This is a genomic window from Joostella atrarenae (assembly GCF_021764745.1).
Lineage (GTDB): Bacteria > Bacteroidota > Bacteroidia > Flavobacteriales > Flavobacteriaceae > Galbibacter > Galbibacter atrarenae.
On sequence record NZ_JAETXX010000012.1, the window covers coordinates 85,500 to 106,170 of the forward strand.

Annotated in this window: 17 protein-coding genes and 1 tRNA gene; 6 read left to right on the forward strand and 12 right to left on the reverse strand. The window is 34.8% G+C overall.

Annotated features, from left to right (window positions below; translation table 11 throughout):
* Together JM658_RS15015 and JM658_RS15020 are read right to left on the reverse strand one after the other, a co-directional pair.
* On the reverse strand, window positions 1–1,227 hold the full coding sequence (locus JM658_RS15015; RefSeq protein WP_236960123.1) for a Glu/Leu/Phe/Val dehydrogenase dimerization domain-containing protein: 1,227 nt from the start codon (window positions 1,225–1,227) through the stop codon (window positions 1–3).
* 64 nt (window positions 1,228–1,291) lie between these two features.
* Complete coding sequence (locus tag JM658_RS15020; RefSeq protein WP_236960125.1) at window positions 1,292–2,350, reverse strand: anhydro-N-acetylmuramic acid kinase; 1,059 nt, start codon at window positions 2,348–2,350, stop codon at window positions 1,292–1,294.
* Window positions 2,351–2,435: 85 nt separating this feature from the next.
* Here JM658_RS15020 and JM658_RS15025 point away from each other — a divergent pair, with 85 nt between their 5' ends.
* From JM658_RS15025 to JM658_RS15050, 6 genes are all read left to right on the forward strand, one after another.
* Window positions 2,436–3,578 carry an acyl-CoA dehydrogenase gene (locus tag JM658_RS15025; protein ID WP_236960128.1) on the forward strand — a complete coding sequence of 381 codons (1,143 nt, stop codon included), beginning with the start codon at window positions 2,436–2,438 and terminating at the stop codon, window positions 3,576–3,578.
* Window positions 3,579–3,928: 350 nt separating this feature from the next.
* Complete coding sequence (gltB, locus tag JM658_RS15030; RefSeq protein WP_236960136.1) at window positions 3,929–8,452, forward strand: glutamate synthase large subunit; 4,524 nt, start codon at window positions 3,929–3,931, stop codon at window positions 8,450–8,452.
* 1 nt (window position 8,453) lies between these two features.
* Window positions 8,454–9,914 carry a glutamate synthase subunit beta gene (locus JM658_RS15035; RefSeq protein ID WP_236960138.1) on the forward strand — a complete coding sequence of 487 codons (1,461 nt, stop codon included), beginning with the start codon at window positions 8,454–8,456 and terminating at the stop codon, window positions 9,912–9,914.
* Window positions 9,915–10,100: 186 nt separating this feature from the next.
* Entirely contained in the window at window positions 10,101–10,490 is a 390-nt protein-coding gene (locus JM658_RS15040; RefSeq protein WP_236960139.1) for a hypothetical protein, read from the forward strand.
* A gap of 81 nt (window positions 10,491–10,571) precedes the next feature.
* On the forward strand, window positions 10,572–11,837 hold the full coding sequence (locus tag JM658_RS15045) for a DUF819 family protein (protein ID WP_236960141.1): 1,266 nt from the start codon (window positions 10,572–10,574) through the stop codon (window positions 11,835–11,837).
* A 49-nt stretch (window positions 11,838–11,886) separates the two neighbouring features.
* Window positions 11,887–12,621, forward strand: a complete 735-nt coding sequence (locus tag JM658_RS15050; protein ID WP_236960143.1) for a DUF4369 domain-containing protein — start codon at window positions 11,887–11,889, stop codon at window positions 12,619–12,621.
* 37 nt (window positions 12,622–12,658) lie between these two features.
* Here the strand turns inward: JM658_RS15050 and JM658_RS15055 are convergent, their stop codons facing one another.
* From JM658_RS15055 to JM658_RS15100, 10 genes are all read right to left on the reverse strand, one after another.
* Window positions 12,659–13,096: a hypothetical protein gene (locus JM658_RS15055; RefSeq protein WP_236960145.1), complete on the reverse strand. Its 438-nt coding sequence runs from the start codon at window positions 13,094–13,096 to the stop codon at window positions 12,659–12,661.
* A 76-nt stretch (window positions 13,097–13,172) separates the two neighbouring features.
* Complete coding sequence (locus JM658_RS15060; protein ID WP_236960147.1) at window positions 13,173–13,610, reverse strand: hypothetical protein; 438 nt, start codon at window positions 13,608–13,610, stop codon at window positions 13,173–13,175.
* A 147-nt stretch (window positions 13,611–13,757) separates the two neighbouring features.
* A tRNA-Thr gene (locus JM658_RS15065) sits at window positions 13,758–13,834 on the reverse strand.
* A 78-nt stretch (window positions 13,835–13,912) separates the two neighbouring features.
* A complete protein-coding gene (locus tag JM658_RS15070) occupies window positions 13,913–14,188 on the reverse strand; it encodes a hypothetical protein (RefSeq protein ID WP_236960149.1) in 276 nt (91 codons plus the stop codon).
* A 34-nt stretch (window positions 14,189–14,222) separates the two neighbouring features.
* Entirely contained in the window at window positions 14,223–15,191 is a 969-nt protein-coding gene (locus JM658_RS15075) for a type I phosphomannose isomerase catalytic subunit (protein WP_236960151.1), read from the reverse strand.
* 57 nt (window positions 15,192–15,248) lie between these two features.
* The gene (locus JM658_RS15080) at window positions 15,249–15,656 is read right to left on the reverse strand and encodes a 6-pyruvoyl trahydropterin synthase family protein (RefSeq protein ID WP_236960153.1); all 408 of its coding nucleotides are present in this window, start codon (window positions 15,654–15,656) and stop codon (window positions 15,249–15,251) included.
* A gap of 2 nt (window positions 15,657–15,658) precedes the next feature.
* Window positions 15,659–16,189, reverse strand: a complete 531-nt coding sequence (gene idi / locus JM658_RS15085; RefSeq protein ID WP_236960155.1) for an isopentenyl-diphosphate Delta-isomerase — start codon at window positions 16,187–16,189, stop codon at window positions 15,659–15,661.
* Between the two features lie 157 nt (window positions 16,190–16,346).
* Window positions 16,347–17,306: a PorP/SprF family type IX secretion system membrane protein gene (locus JM658_RS15090; RefSeq protein ID WP_236960157.1), complete on the reverse strand. Its 960-nt coding sequence runs from the start codon at window positions 17,304–17,306 to the stop codon at window positions 16,347–16,349.
* Window positions 17,307–17,309: 3 nt separating this feature from the next.
* Window positions 17,310–19,601, reverse strand: a complete 2,292-nt coding sequence (locus tag JM658_RS15095) for an Ig-like domain-containing protein (protein WP_236960166.1) — start codon at window positions 19,599–19,601, stop codon at window positions 17,310–17,312.
* Window positions 19,602–19,631: 30 nt separating this feature from the next.
* Window positions 19,632–20,671: hypothetical protein (locus JM658_RS15100; protein WP_236960168.1), on the reverse strand; the 1,040-nt coding region annotated here is incomplete at its 5' end.

Genomic DNA, 20,671 nt, shown 5'->3' on the forward strand with positions numbered 1-20,671 from the left:
CTAAATTAATTGTTTTAATGCTATTTCAAAAGCGGTACTGCTAATATTTATTTTATCAGCATTATGTTCATACGTGTTTTGTAATGCTTTTCTGATAGTATTAGAAGTGTCTTCGAAGATTGCTTCGTCCGTCATTTCTGTTCTTCGCTCCATAAAATAAGCAAAAACTCTTGCCATTCCACAGTTCGAAATGAAATCTGGAATTAGACTTATTCTTTGATCTGTATATTCCATTATAGGTCCAAAAAATATTTCTTTATCAGAAAAAGGAACATTGGCACCACATGAAACCACTTCTAAACCAGTTGCGATTAACTGAGAAATTTGTTCTTTTTTAATAAGTCTTGATGCCGCACAAGGTAAAAATATCTCTGCTTGGAGATTCCAAATACGATCGTTCATCTCCTCAAAAGGAATCATATCTGGAAGATCTAAGGTATTCCCTTTTTTATCTAAAAAGAATCCTTTTATAGTTTCGAAAGTAAACCCTTCTTCATTGATAACCCCTCCGTTAATATCTATGATACCAACAATTTTCACTCCCATTTGAGACAAATAATAAGCTGCTGCAGCTCCTACATTCCCAAAACCTTGAACAATTGCTCTCTTTTCAGTAATGTTACCTCCATAAATATCATAATAGTGTTTTACAGACTCTGCAACTCCATAACCGGTAATCATATCTGCTACCGTATATTTCTGTTTTGTATCTGGAGAGAAGTTATTATTTTCTAAAACTTTAATAACACCTTGCCTTAGCTGTCCAATTCTATTAATTTTATCAGCTTCAGATGGCTTAAAATGTCCATTAAAAACACCTTCTTGAGGATGCCAAACACCACAATTCTCGGTAATAGGAATCACTTCGTGTATTTCATCTACATTTAAATCTCCTCCGGTACCGTAGTAACTTTTAAGTAAAGGCGATACTGCCTTATACCAACGCTCTAAAACACCTTTTTTTCTAGGATCTTTAGGATCAAAATTAATTCCTGATTTTGCTCCTCCAATTGCTGGACCAGAAACTGTAAATTTAACTTCCATTGTTTTTGCTAGCGAAAGTACCTCATTTGCATCGAGTCCAACTCTCATTCGAGTTCCTCCTCCAGCAGCTCCCCCACGAAGGGAATTAATAACCGTCCACCCTTCAGCATCCGTTTCAGAATCTTTCCAATTAAAAATTATTTCGGGGGACTTATTTTCGTATTGTTTAAGTAATTCTTTCATTAATTTATTTAAGTATTCACAAATATATAAAACTAAAAAATCTGACCTCGATTTTTATACTTTTTTAAGGATTGTATATTTTTCCGCTGCTATGATCTTTTGACGCGCCTGTGATAGCCTTCAAGCAGTTTACTTCTCCTCTGTCTTTTAAAACGCCTAATAATCCAAAAATTATAGCTTCTTTAAATTCTATTATTTCATTTTCAGGAAGAAAAATATCCGCACCACTATATGCTTTCAATTTATCAATAAAAAAAGTATTGTAAGCCCCTCCGCCAGTAACTAAGACTGAGGAAGATTTTTTTAAAACTGCGGCTGTTTGATATGCAGAATGCTCTACATATGTTCTCAATATATCTTCAGGAGCAATTTTATAGCCATCTATAATAGGAAGCACATCACTCTCCACCCATTCTATTCCTAATGACTTAGGAAATGTTTTCTTGTAAAACGGGAGATTATTTAACTCTTCAAGCAACTCACTATTTAGAGTACCTGAAGAAGCAATTTTACCACCATCATCGTAATCAAACCCCAATTGATGAACATAATGATTCAACACATTATTCACTGCACAAATATCAAAAGCCCTATAAACTCCATCATCCATAACAGATACATTTGCAAAACCTCCTAAGTTCAAGCAATAATCATAATCAGAAAAAAGCAGCTTATCTCCAATAGGAACTAACGGAGCTCCTTGCCCTCCTAATTGAACATCTTGCACCCGAAAATCGCATATCACCTTATTAGATAACTTTTCAGCAATAAAAGGCATATTTCCTATCTGATATGTTTCCCCAATTTCAGGTTTATGAAAAATAGTGTGTCCATGAGAAGCTACAAAGTCTATTTCTTTAATATTATTTTTCTGAATAAACTTATCGATTATTTCAGCTAAAAAAATAGTATACCTTTCATCCAAATCATTAAGCGCCTCTTTATCTATATGAATAGCATTTTTAAGCGTTCGCTTCCAATCAGCACTATATCCATATGTTTCGGCGTTTATAACTTCAAAGGTCCAGTTTTTTTCATATGTGAAACGAATATTCACAAGATCGATTCCGTCTAATGATGTTCCAGACATCACCCCTATAACGTTGTAGTTTTCCTGTTTCATTGAAGTAAAAATAAACAAGAATCATTGAAAATGTTACATTTTAAAATTATATTTGAAGAACTTTATAAAAATATCACAAAATAGGATGGATTTTAAACTTTCTGAAGAACAATTACTGATAAAAGAGGCTGCAAGAGATTTTGCTAAAACTGAATTATTACCTGGAGTAATAGAGAGAGATGAAAAGCAAGAATTCCCTACGGAGCAAGTGAAGAAAATGGCGGAGCTTGGTTTTTTAGGAATGATGACTTCTCCTGAATATGGAGGAAGTGGAATGGATACCGTTTCTTATGTTATGGTAATGGAAGAGCTTTCTAAAATTGATGCTTCTGCTTCTGTGATTGTTAGTGTAAATAACTCTTTAGTATGCTGGGGTTTAGAGCATTACGGAACTGAAGAACAAAAACAAAAATATTTAAAACCACTAGCTTCTGGAGAAATTATTGGTGCTTTTTGCTTATCAGAGCCTGAAGCTGGTAGTGATGCTACCTCTCAAAAAACTACTGCAATAGATAAAGGAGATCACTATATAGTTAACGGAACTAAGAATTGGATTACAAATGGTAATTCTGCGGATGTATATCTTGTTATCGCACAAACACATCCCGAGAAAAAACATAAAGGTATAAATGCCCTTATTCTTGAAAAAGGAATGCCTGGTTTTGAAGTAGGACCAAAAGAGCAAAAATTAGGAATTAGAGGAAGTGATACGCATTCTTTAATTTTTAACGATGTTAAAGTTCCTAAAGAAAACCGAATCGGAGAAGATGGATTTGGATTTAAATTCGCCATGAAAACATTAGCTGGTGGTAGAATCGGAATTGCAGCTCAAGCACTTGGAATTGCCTCTGGAGCCTACGAGCTTGCAAAAAGCTATTCTAAAATAAGAAAATCTTTCGGCACGGAAATATGTAATCATCAAGCCATTGCTTTTAAACTTGCAGATATGCATACCCAAATTGAAGCAGCTAGACACCTTGTTTTAAAAGCAGCTTGGGACAAAGACAATGGAAATGACTACGACCTTTCTGGCGCTATCGCAAAACTACACGCCTCTACAACAGCTATGAATGTAGCAGTAGAAGCAGTACAAATTCATGGTGGAAATGGGTATGTTAAGGAATACCATGTAGAACGACTTATGAGAGATGCTAAGATTACTCAAATTTATGAAGGGACTTCAGAAATTCAAAAAATTGTAATTTCAAGAAGCATTTTAGCCGACTAAACCCCTCTTAAAAAAAAGAGTTTATCATAAAAAACACACTAAAAAACCAATTACCCCTATTAAAAATAGGGGTAATTGGTTTTTTTTATGCAAAAATACGACTACACCCCCGTATATAATAAAATTTAACAGTCTATTTACACAAATAATCACTTAGACCCCTCTTAAAAATAGGGATTAACATTATTATGTCTTTAAATTAACGATTTGATAATTTGAGCATACTCAGAATTACGATATTACATTTTTCTCAGGGTTTATTTCCGAACGATTGATTAATTTCATCTTTAACATCAAAACGTTGACAAATATGCATCTTTCTTGGTAGATTTGTGGAAACCACGTAATTTATGAAACCACAACAACAAGGACTATACTCCCCGGAGTTTGAACACGATAATTGCGGTGCAGGTTTTATCTGTAACCTAAACGGAGTTAGAACAAACGACATTATACATAAAGCACTAGACATTCTAATACGTTTAGAACATAGAGGTGCGGTAAGTGCAGATGGAAAAACAGGAGATGGTGCCGGAATACTTATAGAAATTCCTCACGCCTTTTTTAAACAAGCTTGTAAATTCGAAATTCCCGAACCTAAAGAATATGCGGTAGGAATGTTATTTCTACCTAAATCTAAGAATCAGTCTCAAATATGCATTAATATCTTTGAAGAGAACATTAAAAAGCAAGGCCTAGAAATTATTGGGTGGCGTGATGTTCCAGTAGATCATGCATGTATCGGGGAAATTGCTGCAGAGACAGAACCATATATCAAACAAGTATTTATTGGTAAAAACAACCAAGAACTTTCTGAAACAGAATTCAATGCTAAACTTTTTGCTGGTAGAAAAATTGCCGAGCACGCCATTTTAGATTCTAATCTATCAGAAGCAGAGTTCTTTTATTTCTCAAGTCTTTCTACCAATACAATTATATATAAAGGACTTTTAATGCCTCAAGACATCAGTGCTTATTACAGAGACCTGATGCAACCTGAAGTAGTAACAAAGTTAGCTTTAGTACACCAACGATTCTCTACAAACACATTCCCTACATGGGATCTTGCACAACCTTTCCGTTTAATGTGTCATAATGGAGAGATTAATACACTAAGGGGAAACCTTAGTAGAATGAAAGCTAGAGAAGAGCTTTTCAAAACTGAAATTTTCGGAGATAGCATTAAAGATATTCCACCTATCGTTTTAGAAGGAAAATCTGATTCTGCATCAATGGATATGGTTTTAGAACTCCTATTACAAACTGGACGTTCATTACCAGAAGCAATGATGATGATGGTTCCAGAAGCTTGGGAAAAACACCAATCTATGTCGGATTCTAAAAAAGCTTTCTATGAGTACAATTCTTGTATTATGGAACCTTGGGATGGCCCAGCTTCGATTCCTTTTACTGACGGAAATTACATTGGAGCTCTTTTAGACCGTAATGGTTTAAGACCTTCTAGATATACTGTTACTAAAGATGGTTACGTAATTATGTCTTCTGAAACAGGAGTTATTGATGTAGCTCCTGAAAATGTGGAGCATCACGGACGATTAGAACCGGGTAGAATGTTCTTAGTAGACATGAATGAAGGACGTATTATTGGCGATGAAGAGGTAAAAGAGAGTATTGCAAGCAAAAGACCTTACAGAAAATGGTTAAACGAAAACTTATTACAACTTTCTAGCATTTCATATACAGGAAACAAAACTCCTATTGAAAAAGAACCATTTGTAACGCGTCAAAAATTATTTGGATACACAAAAGAAGATATAAAAACACTTATTACACCAATGGCAACTCTTGGAAAAGAAGCCATCGGATCTATGGGTACAGACACCCCTCTTGCTGTATTATCAGACAAGCCTCAGTTGCTTTTCAATTATTTCAAGCAACTTTTCGCACAGGTTACTAACCCACCATTGGATGGGATCCGTGAGGAAATTGTAACAGACATTAGCTTATCAATTGGTGGAGACAGAAACATCTTCGATATTGTTCCTGAGCAATGTAAAAAACTTAAAATCCAAAATCCAGTTATCTCAAATGAAGACTTGGATAAGATTAAATATATTAACCACCCGGACTTTAAGGCCGTTTCAATTTCAATCCTTTATGATATAAATAAAGGGTTGAATGGCCTTGAAGCACGTTTAGATGAAATGGTAAGAGAAATTTCTGACGCCATTGACGAAGGGTGTAACACCATTATTCTTTCAGACAGAAATGTCTCTAGTACAATGGCTCCTATTCCTTCTGCTTTAGCATGTTCTCATGTACACCATTCACTTAAAAGAGAAGAAAAAAGATCTGCAATAGGTATTGTAATAGAATCTGCCGAACCAAGAGAACCTCACCACTTTGCAATGTTATTTGGATATGGCGCTAGCGCGATTAATCCATACATGGTAAATGAAATTATTGAGAAGGCAATTGCAGATGGAGATATCAAAAATACGTTCGACGAGGCCATTGTAAATTACAACAAAGCTATCGGAAAAGGTATTGTTAAGATCATGAACAAAATCGGAATCTCAACTTTACACTCATACAGAGGTTCACAAATTTTTGAAGCTTTAGGATTAAATAAAAAGTTTGTAAATAAATACTTCTGTAACACTACCAGTCGTATTGAAGGTATCGGGATCTATGAAATCGAAAAAGAAATTCAGAATCGAATTGTTAAGGCTTATACTGACAGTGAAGCTTTATCAGATTTAGATTTAGAAATTGGTGGTGATTATCGTTGGAGAAGAAATGGGGAAAGACATATGTTTAACCCAACAACTGTTTCCAAACTACAACAAGCGGTAAGAACTAATAAATTTGATAGTTACAAGGAATACTCTAAAATGATCAACGAGCAAACAGAACGCTTGATGACACTTAGAGGAATGTTTAAATTCAAACAGCTAAATCCAATTCCTATTGAAGAAGTAGAACCTTGGACAGATATTGTAAAACGCTTTAAAACTGGAGCGATGTCTTTCGGCTCTATCAGTAAGGAAGCACATGAGAATTTAGCAATTGCCATGAATAGAATTCAAGGTAAGAGTAATTCTGGTGAAGGTGGAGAAGATCCAGATCGTTTCCATAAAGACCTTAACGGTAACTGGAGAAACAGCGCCATTAAGCAAGTTGCATCTGGACGTTTTGGAGTTTCTATAAACTACCTTACCAATGCTAGAGAAATACAAATTAAAATGGCTCAGGGAGCAAAACCTGGTGAAGGAGGACAATTACCAGGGCCAAAAGTAAACCCTTCTATTGCCAAAACTAGAAATTCTACTCCTTATGTAGGATTGATATCACCTCCTCCGCATCACGATATTTATTCTATTGAAGATTTAGCACAGCTAATTTTCGATTTAAAAAATGCAAATCGTGAAGCTAGAGTAAATGTAAAATTAGTTTCTGAAGTAGGTGTAGGAACTATTGCTGCCGGTGTTGCCAAAGCAAAAGCAGATGTAGTGCTTATTTCTGGTTTTGATGGTGGTACGGGAGCATCTCCATTAACATCACTTCGCCACGCAGGATTACCATGGGAGCTTGGTATCGCAGAAGCACAGCAAACTCTTGTTCTTAATGATTTAAGAGGAAGAATTGTAATGGAATGTGACGGACAATTAAAAACTGGTCGTGATGTGGCTATTGCTTGCTTATTAGGAGCTGAAGAATTCGGTTTCGCAACCGCTCCATTAGTAGCTTCAGGTTGTATTATGATGCGTGCTTGCCACCTTAATACATGCCCTGTAGGTATCGCTACGCAAGATCCTGAATTACGTAAGAACTTTAACGGAAAACCAGAGCATGTAATTAACTTCATGTATTTCATTGCTCAGGAACTACGCCAAATAATGGCAGACCTTGGGTTCAGAACTATTGAAGAAATGGTAGGTCAAAGTCAGAAATTAGATATGGATAAAGCCATTAAGCACTATAAAGCGCAAGGGGTAGATCTTTCTAATATTCTTTATAAACCAAGAGTTCCAGAACACGTTAAACTTCATAATACAGAAAAACAAGATCATCAATTAGAGAAAGTTTTAGATTTCGATATTCTAAATCTTGCTCACCCTGCGGTATACCGTAAAGAGAAAATGACTTTAGATTTCCCTATCAATAATATGAATCGTACTACAGGTGCTATTCTTAGTAATGAGATTTCTAAAATCCATGGTGAAGATGGGCTTCCTGAAGATACGCTTACCTTAAATTTTGAAGGTTCTGCCGGACAAAGTTTTGGGGCTTTTGCAACAAAAGGACTTACACTTCAAGTGAATGGAAATACTAATGACTACTTCGGAAAAGGATTATCTGGAGCTAAATTAGTCGTAAAAGCACCTGAAAAGGCTACTTTCAAACCTGAAGACAATGTTATTATTGGTAACGTTGCCATGTATGGAGCTATAAATGGAGAAGCATATATTAACGGTATTGCTGGAGAGCGTTTCTTAGTTAGAAACTCTGGAGCTAAAGCTGTTGTAGAAGGGATTGGAGATCACGGTTGTGAATATATGACTGGTGGTGTAGCTGTAATTCTAGGACAAATAGGAAGAAATTTCGCCGCAGGAATGAGTGGTGGTATTGCTTACATCTATAATCCAGAGAATAAACTAGACACCAATAACTTTAACATGGAAATGATTGAATTGGAAGATCTTGATGATAATGATCAAGACCAATTACAAGCACTGATTGCTGAACATGTAAAATATACTGATAGTCCGCTTGCAAAACGAGTGTTAGCCGACTGGGAAAGTAACAGCAATAAGTTTGTTAAGGTGATGCCTACGGAATACAAAAAAGCTTTAGCATTTCTTGCTAAGGAAAAAGAAGAAATTAAGAATAAAGAATTAACAACAGCATAAAATGGGAAAACTAAGAGGATTTTTAGAATACGAAAGACGCGGCGAAGACAATATTGCTGTTGAAGAACGTGTAAAAAATTACAACGAGTTTACCAAAGAACTCGAAACTGAAGAATTAAATGAGCAAGGTGGAAGATGCATGGATTGCGGAATTCCTTTTTGCCACAGTGGATGCCCATTAGGGAACTTAATCCCAGATTTTAATGACGCAGTATATAAAAATGACTGGAGTAAAGCATTACGCTTGTTACATGCTACCAATAATTTCCCTGAATTTACAGGGAGATTATGCCCAGCACCTTGTGAATCTGCTTGTGTACTAGGGATTATACAACCTCCTGTTTCTATTGAACTTATTGAGAAATATATTGTAGAACGCGGATTTAAAGAAGGATGGATTAAAGCAAATCCTCCAAAAAAACGTACTGGAAAAACAATTGCCGTTGTAGGTTCTGGTCCTTCTGGACTAGCTGCAGCACAACAATTAAATCGTGCTGGACACACAGTTACAGTTTTTGAACGTGATAAAAAGGTAGGTGGTTTACTTCGTTATGGAATTCCAGATTTCAAATTAGAAAAGAAAGTAATCGATCGTCGAGTTGCTATCTTAGAAGAAGAAGGTATCGAATTTAAAACCAATGTACACGTAGGAAAAAACTACGATGTAGCACAGTTAAACGATTTTGATGCTGTTGTTCTTTGTGGAGGAGCTACACAACGCAGAAAATTACCAATTCCAGGAGCTGATGCTAGCGGAGTTGTTCAAGCTATGGATTTCTTAAAACGTAACAACCAAGTTGTTGATGGCCTTGAAGAAACTACAGAATCTCTTCATGCTGCTGGAAAAAATGTAATTGTTATTGGTGGTGGAGATACAGGTTCCGACTGTGTTGGAACATCTAACCGTCATGGAGCAAAATCGGTTACTAACTTTGAGATTATGCCGATTCCAGCCACTTCAAGAACTGACGAAAACCCATGGCCATATTGGCCTTTTACACTAAAAACTACTTCTTCTCATGAGGAAGGTGTAGAACGTAATTGGAGCATATTAACCAAAGAGTTTGTAAAAGACGAAAAAGGAAATTTAAAAGCCATTAAAACTGTTGAAGTAAAATGGGTTAAAATACCTGGTGAGCGCCCTCAATTAAAAGAAGTTGAAGGTTCCGAAAAAGAATGGCCATGCGAACTTGCTTTATTAGCACTTGGGTTTACAGGCCCTGAAGCGACATTAAGCGAGCAACTAGGACTGCATACAGACGATAGAAGCAATATAAAAGGTAACAATAAGTATCAAACTAATGTGCCACACATTTTTACTGCTGGAGATATGCGCAGAGGACAATCATTGATTGTTTGGGCTATTTCTGAAGGTAGAGAAGCTGCACACCACGTAGACACCTATTTAATGGGATCTTCATCACTTCCTGTAAAAGAAAAAGGAGATTTACCAGCTGCTTAAAAATTTAAAAAGAAACATTTATTTTAATTTGTTTAATAGCCGTTATCAAAACTTTTGATAGCGGTTATTTTTTTATTGACACGCCTACTCTAGTGCAAAAGAGCGCATCACTTTAAGTTGAAAATTCTTATATTTACTATCATATGTAGTTCAAGCAACATTAAAGCGACCCTGAAAGTGAGTGATATGATCATTGTTTTTCTTCTGAAACTTCAAAATTCAGTTTCAAAACAATCTCTTGTAGTCTTAATAATGCTCGTAACTACCATAGGTTTTTCTCAAAACAACAGCAAGCAAGACAGCCTCCTCTTAGGAACATATAGTACTACTACACAAAGTAACGAATGCGATTTCAATCCGTTTGTTTACGCCGACAAATTAGAAACTCAACTTTCTCCACACATTATTAGAACATATAATATTGATGAAATTAGAAATGGAGAACTCACTACTTACAATTCAGATTTGGATAAACTATACTTTAAAAATTCAAATAAGTTTTTTCATGATGATTTAGATAAATTCATCCCAAAGCCACCAGACTTCAACTCACATTACCTTCCACTTACAGAATAAGCGACACTGACTTTATTTAAAACGTCTTATTCATTGTGATTCTTTATTTACATTTTTGTATTTTCCCGAAAATTTTTTTTGATGCAAGAAACGCCCATTTTCACAAGCGATACCATTGTATTAGGTATCATCATGTTATGTTTAGGATTCGTATTTTATACTTCAGCAATAAAATCTGGATTTTGGAGTAAGTTTTACAAAATAGTGCCTTCTGTACTTATGTGCTATTTACTCCCTTCTTTATTCAACTCATTCGGTGTTATTTCTGATGAAACTTCCAACTTATATTACGTTGCAAGTAGATATTTATTACCAGCCTCATTAGTTTTAATGACATTGAGTATCGATTTAAAAGCAGTATTTAACTTAGGTCCTAAAGCCTTAATCATGTTTTTTACAGGTACAATAGGAATTGTAATTGGTGGACCTTTAGCTATCTTACTTATTTCTGCTATTTCTCCTGAAACTGTTGGCGGCGTTGGACCAGATGCAGTATGGAGAGGACTTGCCACACTTGCTGGAAGTTGGATTGGAGGTGGTGCAAACCAAGCTGCCATGTTGGAGATCTTCAAATACAATCCGGAAAAATACGGGGGTATGGTCTTAGTAGATATTGTTGTTGCAAATTTATGGATGGCAATAGTTCTTCTTGGCGTTGGTAAAAGTGATAAAATTGATAAATGGCTAAAAGCAGACAACAGCGCTATCGATGACTTAAAAAACAAGATGAAAGCTTTTGCTGAAAAAGTTACAAGAACTCCTACCCTCACCGACTATATGATGATTTTATCTATCGCATTTGTTGCTGTAGGAATTGCACATTTTGGAGCTAATAATATTTCCGATTTTTTAACTAGTAACTTTGATGCTGTAAGCGATAAAAAGAGTGCGCTCTCTTCTTTTGGATCGCAGTTCTTTTGGATGATTACTATTGCTACATTAATTGGAATCTCATTATCGTTCACCAAATTCAAAAATTATGAAGGTGCTGGCGCTAGTAAATTCGGTTCCATCTGTATCTATATTTTGGTAGCTACTATTGGAATGAAAATGGATATCTTTAAAATATTTGAAAATCCTGGACTTATTGCAATCGGTCTTGTTTGGATGACTATTCATGCGGTATTATTAATTATAGTTGCTAAAATCATCAAAGCTCCATACTTCTTTTTAGCTGTTGGAAGTCAAGCAAACGTTGGTGGAGCTGCCTCTGCACCAGTTGTGGCAGCAGAATTTCATCCGTCATTAGCTACTGTGGGAGTGCTTTTAGCTGTATTTGGTTATGCTGTTGGAACCTATGGCGCTATTTTCTGTGCTTATTTAATGGAATTAGCCTCAAAAATGTAGCAATTAAAATAAGAATTACGCATATTTGCCCTTCAGAAAAAAACAACTTATGTATAGATTATTAGCACCTTTATTACTGGTTTTAGTACTTGCTTCCTGCGGAAAGAATAATGATAACATGACTGTTAAAGGAACCGTTGAAGGTTTACGCAAAGGAACATTATATTTTCAGAAAATAGAAGATAGTACAATGGTTACGATAGATTCATTGGAGATTGATGGAAATTCGGATTTTAATTTTTCTACATATATTGAAAGTCCAGAAGTTTTCACGCTTTATCTAGATAAAAACGACGGAAACCTCCTAAACGATCGTCTTGATTTCTTTGGAGAACCAGGGATTATCACCATCAATACTACTAGAGATTATTTTGCTCCAGAAGCTAAAATAGAAGGATCAAAAAGTAATGATACATGGTCAGAATATAAAAGTATTCTTTCTAAATTTTCTGGAAAAAACTTAGACCTTATTAAAGAAAGTATTGAAGCTGAGAAAAAGGGAGATCAAAAGTTAGTAGATTCACTAAATCAAGTTTCAGAAAAAAATTCAACACGCAGTTATTTATACACGCTTAATTTTATATTAAACAATAAAGATTCCTACGCTGCTCCTTATATTACACTTGCAAACGCATATAACACTAATGCAAAATATTTAGACTCTATAAACAACTCATTAACTCCAGAAGTTGCAGCATCTAAATATGGAAAAATGCTAGATACATTTGTAAAGGAAGTAAAAGAAAAAGAGCAAACTGCAGCAACAGAGGAGATCACTGAATAACATCTGTTTCTAAATTATATATTTAGGTTGGTTGATATTATTTCAACCAACCTTTTTTTATACTTTTTCCTGAAAATATTATAAGGTAGGCTGCAATTACTATAATCATTATTGGCATTAAATAAGCTCCAGGCCCATAAACTTCAAGAGAGGAAGCAATTAAAAAATTATATCCCATTTGAATCAGAATTGCAATAAACGAAATTATAAAAACTAGTTTCGCTGTCTTCACTCTAAATATTAATAGAATACATCCTAATGCACCTCCAATAACAGCAATACCGTATGCAGCTTTAACCCATATAGGATTATTAAGATACAAATCTTGTTGTGCTTTTGGCAGAGCCTGAATAGCTTCATCTGTAATAGTCATATCAGCAATAAATGCACCCACGCCCATTAAATTCCATAGCAATGCAACTATGGTAACAAGCCAAAACCACCACGGGATTTTAGTAGAAAATTGATCATCCATAATAAATTAAGTTAGTTGGTTAGTTTTTAGAAAATCACAACTCTATATAGAGCTAAAAAATATTTTAATTGGCAGTTTAATCAAGCCAATTCCTTTTGATACTATAGTTTGAAAAAAACACGTAAAACAATCCTGAAAACATAATAAAAATAGGGAGAATTACTGCTTCTGGACTAAAGTTTTCTAGAGAAGTAATCGATATTAAATTATAGCTCATTTGCACGACGATTGCAACAAGGGAAAGAATGAATAAAGGTTTTGCCCATTTCTTCCTTAAAAGCAGACCTAAGCTTCCTAAAATACCTGCAAAAACCACTACTGCATAGACTACTTCTAGCCAAGTAGGATATTCTTTTAATAACTCTTGTTCTGGAACAGGAAAAGCTAATAAAGAAGTTTGAGAAAAACTCATTTGCCCTACAAAGGCACCTATAGCGGTTAAGTTCCATATAAGGGAGAATATCGCAATCATCCAAAACCAAATAGGAACTCTAAATGTATCTCTTTTACTCATAACACTATGTATTTTAAGATATTACACCCTCTAAGATACATTTTTATTGAAGAATTAAAAAATAAGGATACTGCTGTTCATAAAACTCAACACTCTGTAGGACAAGTTATAGGCATAAAAAAAGCCTCTCATTTTTGAGAGGCTTTTTGGAGCCGATGGAGGGACTCGAACCCACGACCTGCTGATTACAAATCAGCTGCTCTAGCCAGCTGAGCTACATCGGCGTTTCGGTTAAAAAGTGTGCAAATATAATATTGAAAACTAAACCTGCAAACTTTTTTACCAAAAAAATATTTTTTTTCTTAAGCAGCAGAAAGCTTGTTTAATTTCTCAACCAAAGAAGTCGCTTTTTCTTCAAGTTCTTTGTTCACTTCCTTTAAATGAGCTTTTCTATTATCAACACTTTTATCATTAACCTTAGCGATTAAATCATCAAAAGTTTTAATAGCTTCATCTATTATTTTATCTCCTTCTTTAGAATTTGGAGTTTGGGTGCTTATCTCCCAGATATATACTGCTTCTATAATATCTCCTAAAACGAAGTTTATATCTCTCTTTAAATCTCTAATATTAGCCATAGTATTTTATTTTGCTGCAAAAGTACACCTTTTTTTAAATATGTACCTCTAATATTTTAGCATCCTTTGCACTAATAATTACTTCGTTTATAGCCGCTGGAATTAAAATTGTATCCCCTTTTACTAACTTCTCGCTATTTTCTCCTACAGTAACCTGCGCTTGGCCATCTACACATATGTAGATTGTAAAAGAATCTCTATTTACTAATTGCTTAACAAAAGTCCCTACAACATTTAGATAATTGGTTACAAAATAATCACAATTAACCATATTATTAGAAGAGTTATAAGTTGTCTCATAACTAGTTTTAAAATCGTCTTTCTTCTGATAATCGATAGCATCTACGGCTTGTTCTGTATGCAATTCTCGTGTATTACCATCCTTATCTTTACGCTCATAATCATAAATACGATATGTAACGTCGGATGTCTGTTGGATTTCCGCTAAAAGGATTCCCGCACCGATAGCATGTACTTTCCCTGTATTTATAAAGTAAGTATCTCCAGCAGTTACTTCTTCCTGATTAAGAATTTCAAGCAACTTTCCATTTTTTAGATGCTCTAAATATGTTTCCTTTGTCAGCGTTTCATTAAAACCTACAATAAGTTTCGATCCTGGATCTGCCTGCATAACATACCACATCTCCGTTTTCCCGAAAGAATTATGTCGTTCTTTTGCAAGAGCATCATTTGGATGAAGCTGAACAGATAAGTCTAATTTTGCATCTATAAACTTAATTAGAATTGGAAACTTATTTCCAAAGCGATTATAAACATCCTTCCCTAGAAACTCTTCTTTATAGGTGTCTATTAATTCTTGTAACGTATTTCCTTTTAATTCACCATTACTTACTACGGACACATTCCCTTCTACTCCAGATAATTCCCAACTTTCAGAAGCTGTTTCTGTCTTAACGTCTTTGCCTAACACTTCTTTAAGCTTTGTTCCTCCCCACAAATATTCTTTAAATATTGGGTTAAATTTGATTGGATATAATTTCATCTTCTATTATATAATTTTAATAAAAACCGTACTGTTTTTAGTTACTCCCAAAGAGTACTACGCTCCAGTATAGGTTACATAATTTCTTGGTGTTTCATACAATACAACTTCTAAGTCGAATTGCTCTAAAAAGGGTTTTAAGCGATTGTAAATAACAATTGCTATATTTTCTACAGTTGGATTTAACGATGCAAATTCTGGAACTTCTATATTTAGGTTTTTATGATCCAAATGATCTTCTACCTCTTTCTCTATAAGTTCTTTTAAGATTTTTAAATCGATTACGAATCCTGTTTCTGGGTCTATTGGTCCAGAAACACTAACAATCAATTCATAATTATGGCCATGATAATTTGGATTACTACACTTACCAAAAACCTCTTTATTTTTCTGATCGTCCCAATCTTTACGGAACAATCTATGGGCGGCATTAAAATGTGCCTTCCTACTTACTTTCAATTTCATAATTATGTGGTGGATTGTTCTTCAATATGAATATAAAACTTTTCAAAAATAATCTTGAACCAAGCAGTATATAAATCTGGATTTTCTTGCATGTCTTTTTTAATATCTTTTAAAGACATCCATTTCCAACTAGCAACTTCGTCAGGATTAATATTAGGTTCTTCATTAAATTTACCCACTAAAATATGATCATATTCATGCTCTGTTAAACCATTATCAAATGGAGCATGATATATAAAAGACAATACTTCTTCTAGTTCCGTCGTAAAGCCCATTTCTTCTTGTAAACGACGTTTTCCAGCATCGATATTACTCTCTCCCTCTCTTTGGTGACTACAACATGTATTTGTCCATAAACCAGGAGAATGATACTTATGAGCTGCTCTTTGCTGAATCATAGTCTCACCAGCATCATTAAAAACGAAAACAGAAAAAGCTCTATGAAGTAATGCCTTTTCATGTGCTTCTATTTTTTCCATCAGTCCAATTTGCTGATCATTGGAATCCACCAAAATAACTTTTTCTTTTTCCATTTAGTTTTTTTCTTTCAACAATATATTCTATTACTATCAATAGATTTGTAAAATAGTACAACAAACTTACAAAAATGGTTAACCATATCATAAAACAAAAAAATCTCGCCATAAAGCGAGATTTTCACATTGAATGTTCTAAACCTATTGCTATTGCTTAGAAAAATCTTGGACCGGTTACACGTCGATAATTCCTTGAAAACTCATATCTAAGAAATATCTCCACGGTACCGTTATTAAATTGTGTACCTCCTAAGGCTGTTACCTCGCGATCGTATGCTAAACCAACTGCTAAGGCTTCATTAAGTTGAAAACCAACCATACCCGTTACTGCTGCTCCAAACCTATACCCAACACCAAAAGTCACACTTTCATCATACATAAAATTAGCAGACATATCTACCTGTAAAGGTGCTCCTGAAACGTATTTTGTTAATAGTGTAGGCTTAAACTTCCATCTATAGTCAAGATCAAAAACATATCCTCCCATAAGGTAATAATGTACACGAGAGGCAGCTACATAAGATGTGCTACTATTAGAGTTATTAGACGTATCAAAATGATCTGTTGTAAGCATATTAGGAACAGAAAAACCTATATAGTACTTATCGGCATGGTAATAAATTCCAGCTCCAATATTAGGAGAAAACTTATTATCAATATTATTCTGACCAGTAAGCTCAACATCATCATATTGATTCAGTTTTGTAAAATCTATATTTAATAAACTCCCTCCTACTTTTAATCCAAAGGAAAGATTTCCTTGGTAAGAAGTTTGAATGGTATAGGAAATATCAGCATCAAAGAACGTCTCCTGCGTTACACCTTCCCCTAATTGATCGTTTATTATTGACAAACCAACTCCCAGTCTACTATATTTAATCGGCGCATGCACATTTACTGTCTGCGTTTGCGGAGCTCCATCTAAACCCAACCATTGATTTCTATATAAAGCCGTAGCGCTAAGCATGCCTCTACTACCGGCATAAGCTGGATTTATACTCATTGTATTGTACATATATTGAGTGTACTGTGCATCTTGTTGAGAAAAAACTGAATTTATCCCAATCAAAATAAACAATATCACTAATAATCTATAATTCTTCACTTCATTCATATCTTAATAATTGAGATAGATATATCCTGCCATACTTTTTCTAGTCTCCTCCTTAATATATTCAATGGTATAATAATAGGTTCCCACAGGCAATTTATTTCTCTGTCCAACGGTTACTCTACCTTCAGAATACCCTCTAAATGTATTGCTACTTTGACCATATCCTTCTGTTTCATAAACTAAAACTCCCCATCTATTAAAAATCTTAACCGTATTATCTGGATAGTCTTCTATCCCGTAGATTTTCAACTCATCATTCCTTCCATCACCATTAGCAGTAATTAACTGATGTACTCTTAAATCCTCTTCTGGCGCTGGCGGAGCTGGTGGAGGACTTAATGGCGAAGCGTTTACAGTAATAATACCTTGTTGTTCATTCCTTCCAGTTCCATCTTCATGAATAACTCTTACTATATATGCAAAAATATCTGGCCCTTCAAAACCAGGGTTTACAACATATGAGATTGTATTATCTGGATTAACTGTTATCGTTCCGTTTAAAGGATCCGAAACACTCACCATCTCTAATTTAGTGTCTTCATTAAATGTATCATTTCCTAAAACATTAAAAATCACTTCTGAAGGATAAGAAGAATCAACATCATAGAAATCATCTTCCACATCATTAACAGGCGTTACTTGAATACTAACAAAAGCAGATGAAGAATCTTGATTTCCAGTTAGATCTGTATAATTAATACTATATGGAAAAGTAATGGGCCCTACAAAATCTGGATGAGGAGTAAAAACAATTTCATTATTAGTATTTACATATGCTGAACCATTTGTAATAGCAGGCTCTACTTCCACTTCGTAATCAGTAATTCCCCCTAAATCATCATTTGCAAGAACATTTATTGTCAGTACTGTATCCTCTTCCATTTCCCCTTCATCATTTTCTGCTAACACTCCTTTGCCATCTCCTTCTCCAACAGTAATACAAACTTCTGCAGTATCGCTACCACCATTACCATCACTTACTGTATATTCAAAACAATCTTGACCTACAAATCCAGGCTCTGGTGTATACGTTAAAATTCCAGGTGTATTCTCTTCCACTAGTCCATGATCAGAAAGAGCAGTATAATCCGAAACAGATAATGGATCTCCATCAATATCGGTATCATTTATAAGCACATCTATCGATACAATATCTCCATTGGTACTTTTTACATCATCTACCGCAATAGGATCATCATTTATTGGAGTAACTTGTACAGATACCGTAGCAGAAACTTCATTCCCAGCTGCATCTGTTAATGTATAGATGAAAAAATCAAGACCATTAAAATTCTCATTCGGAATATATTCAAACACCCCATCTGAAACTTCTGTTACCGTTCCATTTACTGGCGCTGTAGCAAGTGCGTAATCATCTCCACCACTTCCATTACCTCCAATATTATCATTATCACTAACATCAATCTGATTATCATTACCAGTTTGACTGTCTTCTAACACTGTTAACTTATCATTAGCAGCATGTATAAGATCAATAGTTACAGTTGCAGAATTCGTTTGCTCGACATTATATTGATCTAACATACTAAGTTGATATGTAAACTCATCATATCCCACAAATGATGTTCCTGGAGTATAAACAAAATAATCATCATTAGGATCCAACGTTTCTTGACCAAATAATTCTATTGTACCATGGCTCGGATTTGTATAATCAAACACTCCCATAGATGGTAAAGAAATATCATTCTCTGTCATTTTAATAATTGTCTTTCCTGTTGGATTATCATCCAAAACTGCTACAATATCATCTACTAATTCGAATTGCTCTCCGAAGCAAGCAACAAAAAAAGTAGGCAATTCAATTAAATTACCTGCCTTGGTAACAGTAGCTTCATATTTCTGTTTAGTATTATCAGCAATAACTTTAGGAGCTTTATTTACACCCAACGAACTATTATTCCAACTCACGGTAGCATTACTACTCACGCTACTAGAAATATCTAATGTAACCTCGTTCTCTGGAGAACTACAATAAGTTAGTATAAAATAATCACTCGTGTTTTTACCACATATAGTACCATCATACACTGCATAATACACTCCTGGTAAAAATACCTCAAGTGTATTATCTGTTTCAGACTCTTTTAATAAAACTGCATCACTGGCATTATCGGAAGAACCGTCTTGCACAAACCAACGATAGTTACTAATAGTACCATCTGTTGAATTTGTAACAGGGGCTTCTAGAACAAATTGCGCACTCGCTTGATAGGAAAGTAGCAAAAGCAATCCTATTGCAAATTGTTTGATATGTTTATTTTGATGTTTCAAAATGATTTCTTTTTAGATGATATCAAACAATTATTTTACTACGAATACCACGTTGATAAGTGAGTTGTAATCTGCTGGAGATGCAATTACATCATAAGTCATAACTCCTGTATCACTAATCTTCACATTTGCAAAAACTTTAGGATCATAATAAGTAACATAGTAATACAATTCATTTGCAGCATATGTAGGTATTGCCTTTGGAGCATTTGTACTAAATGCTGAAGTAGCAGTATTTGCAAGTGTAAATTGATCAACATATTGCTGATATAAATCGATTTCAAAATTTCCATTTACTGAAGCATCTATAGCAATTGAAGGCGGATAAAAAATTCTAGCTGCTTTAGATATTGTATTAACTTCTTCAGTCACTGCCTGAGTTGCAGTATTTACTTCATCTATTGCTGCTTGGGTGTTTTCAGCTGTTAACCCTGATGTAGAATTCTCGTATGGTACTTCTGTTGCTGTTTGATCGTCGGTGCTATTTGTATTCAATTCCTCCAATGCTCCCTGAACTGTTGATGAAGTAAGACCACTAATTGTAGTGATATCTACCTCTGTCGCTGTCTGATCATCGGTACTTCCTGCTGCCAACTCATCAATAGCTGCTTGCGCATTTTCTGCTGTTAACCCTGATGTAGTATTCTCGTATGCTACTTCTGTTGCTGATAATGTTTTATACGATACATTTCCTGATCCATCAGCAACTGGAACCTGTCCTGCTGTTGATCCTACAGAGCTTAATTTGACTGCTGTGATTGCACCATCTTTAACCTCCAAACTAACATCATTAAATACGGAATTAGCACCCCCAGTAACTGTTAGGTCTGTAGAGGTTATATCTCCATCCCCCTCGATAGCAGTTACATCTACTTCTAACGCTCCACTTGTGGCATTTTGAATTAATCCTGCGCCCGCAACATCATTATTTATATGTTTAGCTTCAACTGCATCTGCTAAAATCTTATACGGATTAATCGCTCCATCAGCAATATCTACTTCTGTAATTGTCTTATCAGCTATCTTCTCTGAAGTGATTGCACCAACAGCTAAATCTGCTGTTACAATAG

Excerpts from the sequence above, each read along its gene's own strand:
- JM658_RS15015 (WP_236960123.1), bottom strand. The coding sequence starts at position 1,227 with ATGAAAGAATTACTTAAACAATACGAAAATAAGTCCCCCGAAATAATT.
- JM658_RS15020 (WP_236960125.1), bottom strand. The coding sequence starts at position 2,350 with ATGAAACAGGAAAACTACAACGTTATAGGGGTGATGTCTGGAACATCA.
- JM658_RS15025 (WP_236960128.1), top strand. The coding sequence starts at position 2,436 with ATGGATTTTAAACTTTCTGAAGAACAATTACTGATAAAAGAGGCTGCA.
- gltB (WP_236960136.1), top strand. The coding sequence starts at position 3,929 with ATGAAACCACAACAACAAGGACTATACTCCCCGGAGTTTGAACACGAT.
- JM658_RS15035 (WP_236960138.1), top strand. The coding sequence starts at position 8,454 with ATGGGAAAACTAAGAGGATTTTTAGAATACGAAAGACGCGGCGAAGAC.
- JM658_RS15040 (WP_236960139.1), top strand. The coding sequence starts at position 10,101 with ATGATCATTGTTTTTCTTCTGAAACTTCAAAATTCAGTTTCAAAACAA.
- JM658_RS15045 (WP_236960141.1), top strand. The coding sequence starts at position 10,572 with ATGCAAGAAACGCCCATTTTCACAAGCGATACCATTGTATTAGGTATC.
- JM658_RS15050 (WP_236960143.1), top strand. The coding sequence starts at position 11,887 with ATGTATAGATTATTAGCACCTTTATTACTGGTTTTAGTACTTGCTTCC.
- JM658_RS15055 (WP_236960145.1), bottom strand. The coding sequence starts at position 13,096 with ATGGATGATCAATTTTCTACTAAAATCCCGTGGTGGTTTTGGCTTGTT.
- JM658_RS15060 (WP_236960147.1), bottom strand. The coding sequence starts at position 13,610 with ATGAGTAAAAGAGATACATTTAGAGTTCCTATTTGGTTTTGGATGATT.
- JM658_RS15070 (WP_236960149.1), bottom strand. The coding sequence starts at position 14,188 with ATGGCTAATATTAGAGATTTAAAGAGAGATATAAACTTCGTTTTAGGA.
- JM658_RS15075 (WP_236960151.1), bottom strand. The coding sequence starts at position 15,191 with ATGAAATTATATCCAATCAAATTTAACCCAATATTTAAAGAATATTTG.
- JM658_RS15080 (WP_236960153.1), bottom strand. The coding sequence starts at position 15,656 with ATGAAATTGAAAGTAAGTAGGAAGGCACATTTTAATGCCGCCCATAGA.
- idi (WP_236960155.1), bottom strand. The coding sequence starts at position 16,189 with ATGGAAAAAGAAAAAGTTATTTTGGTGGATTCCAATGATCAGCAAATT.
- JM658_RS15090 (WP_236960157.1), bottom strand. The coding sequence starts at position 17,306 with ATGAATGAAGTGAAGAATTATAGATTATTAGTGATATTGTTTATTTTG.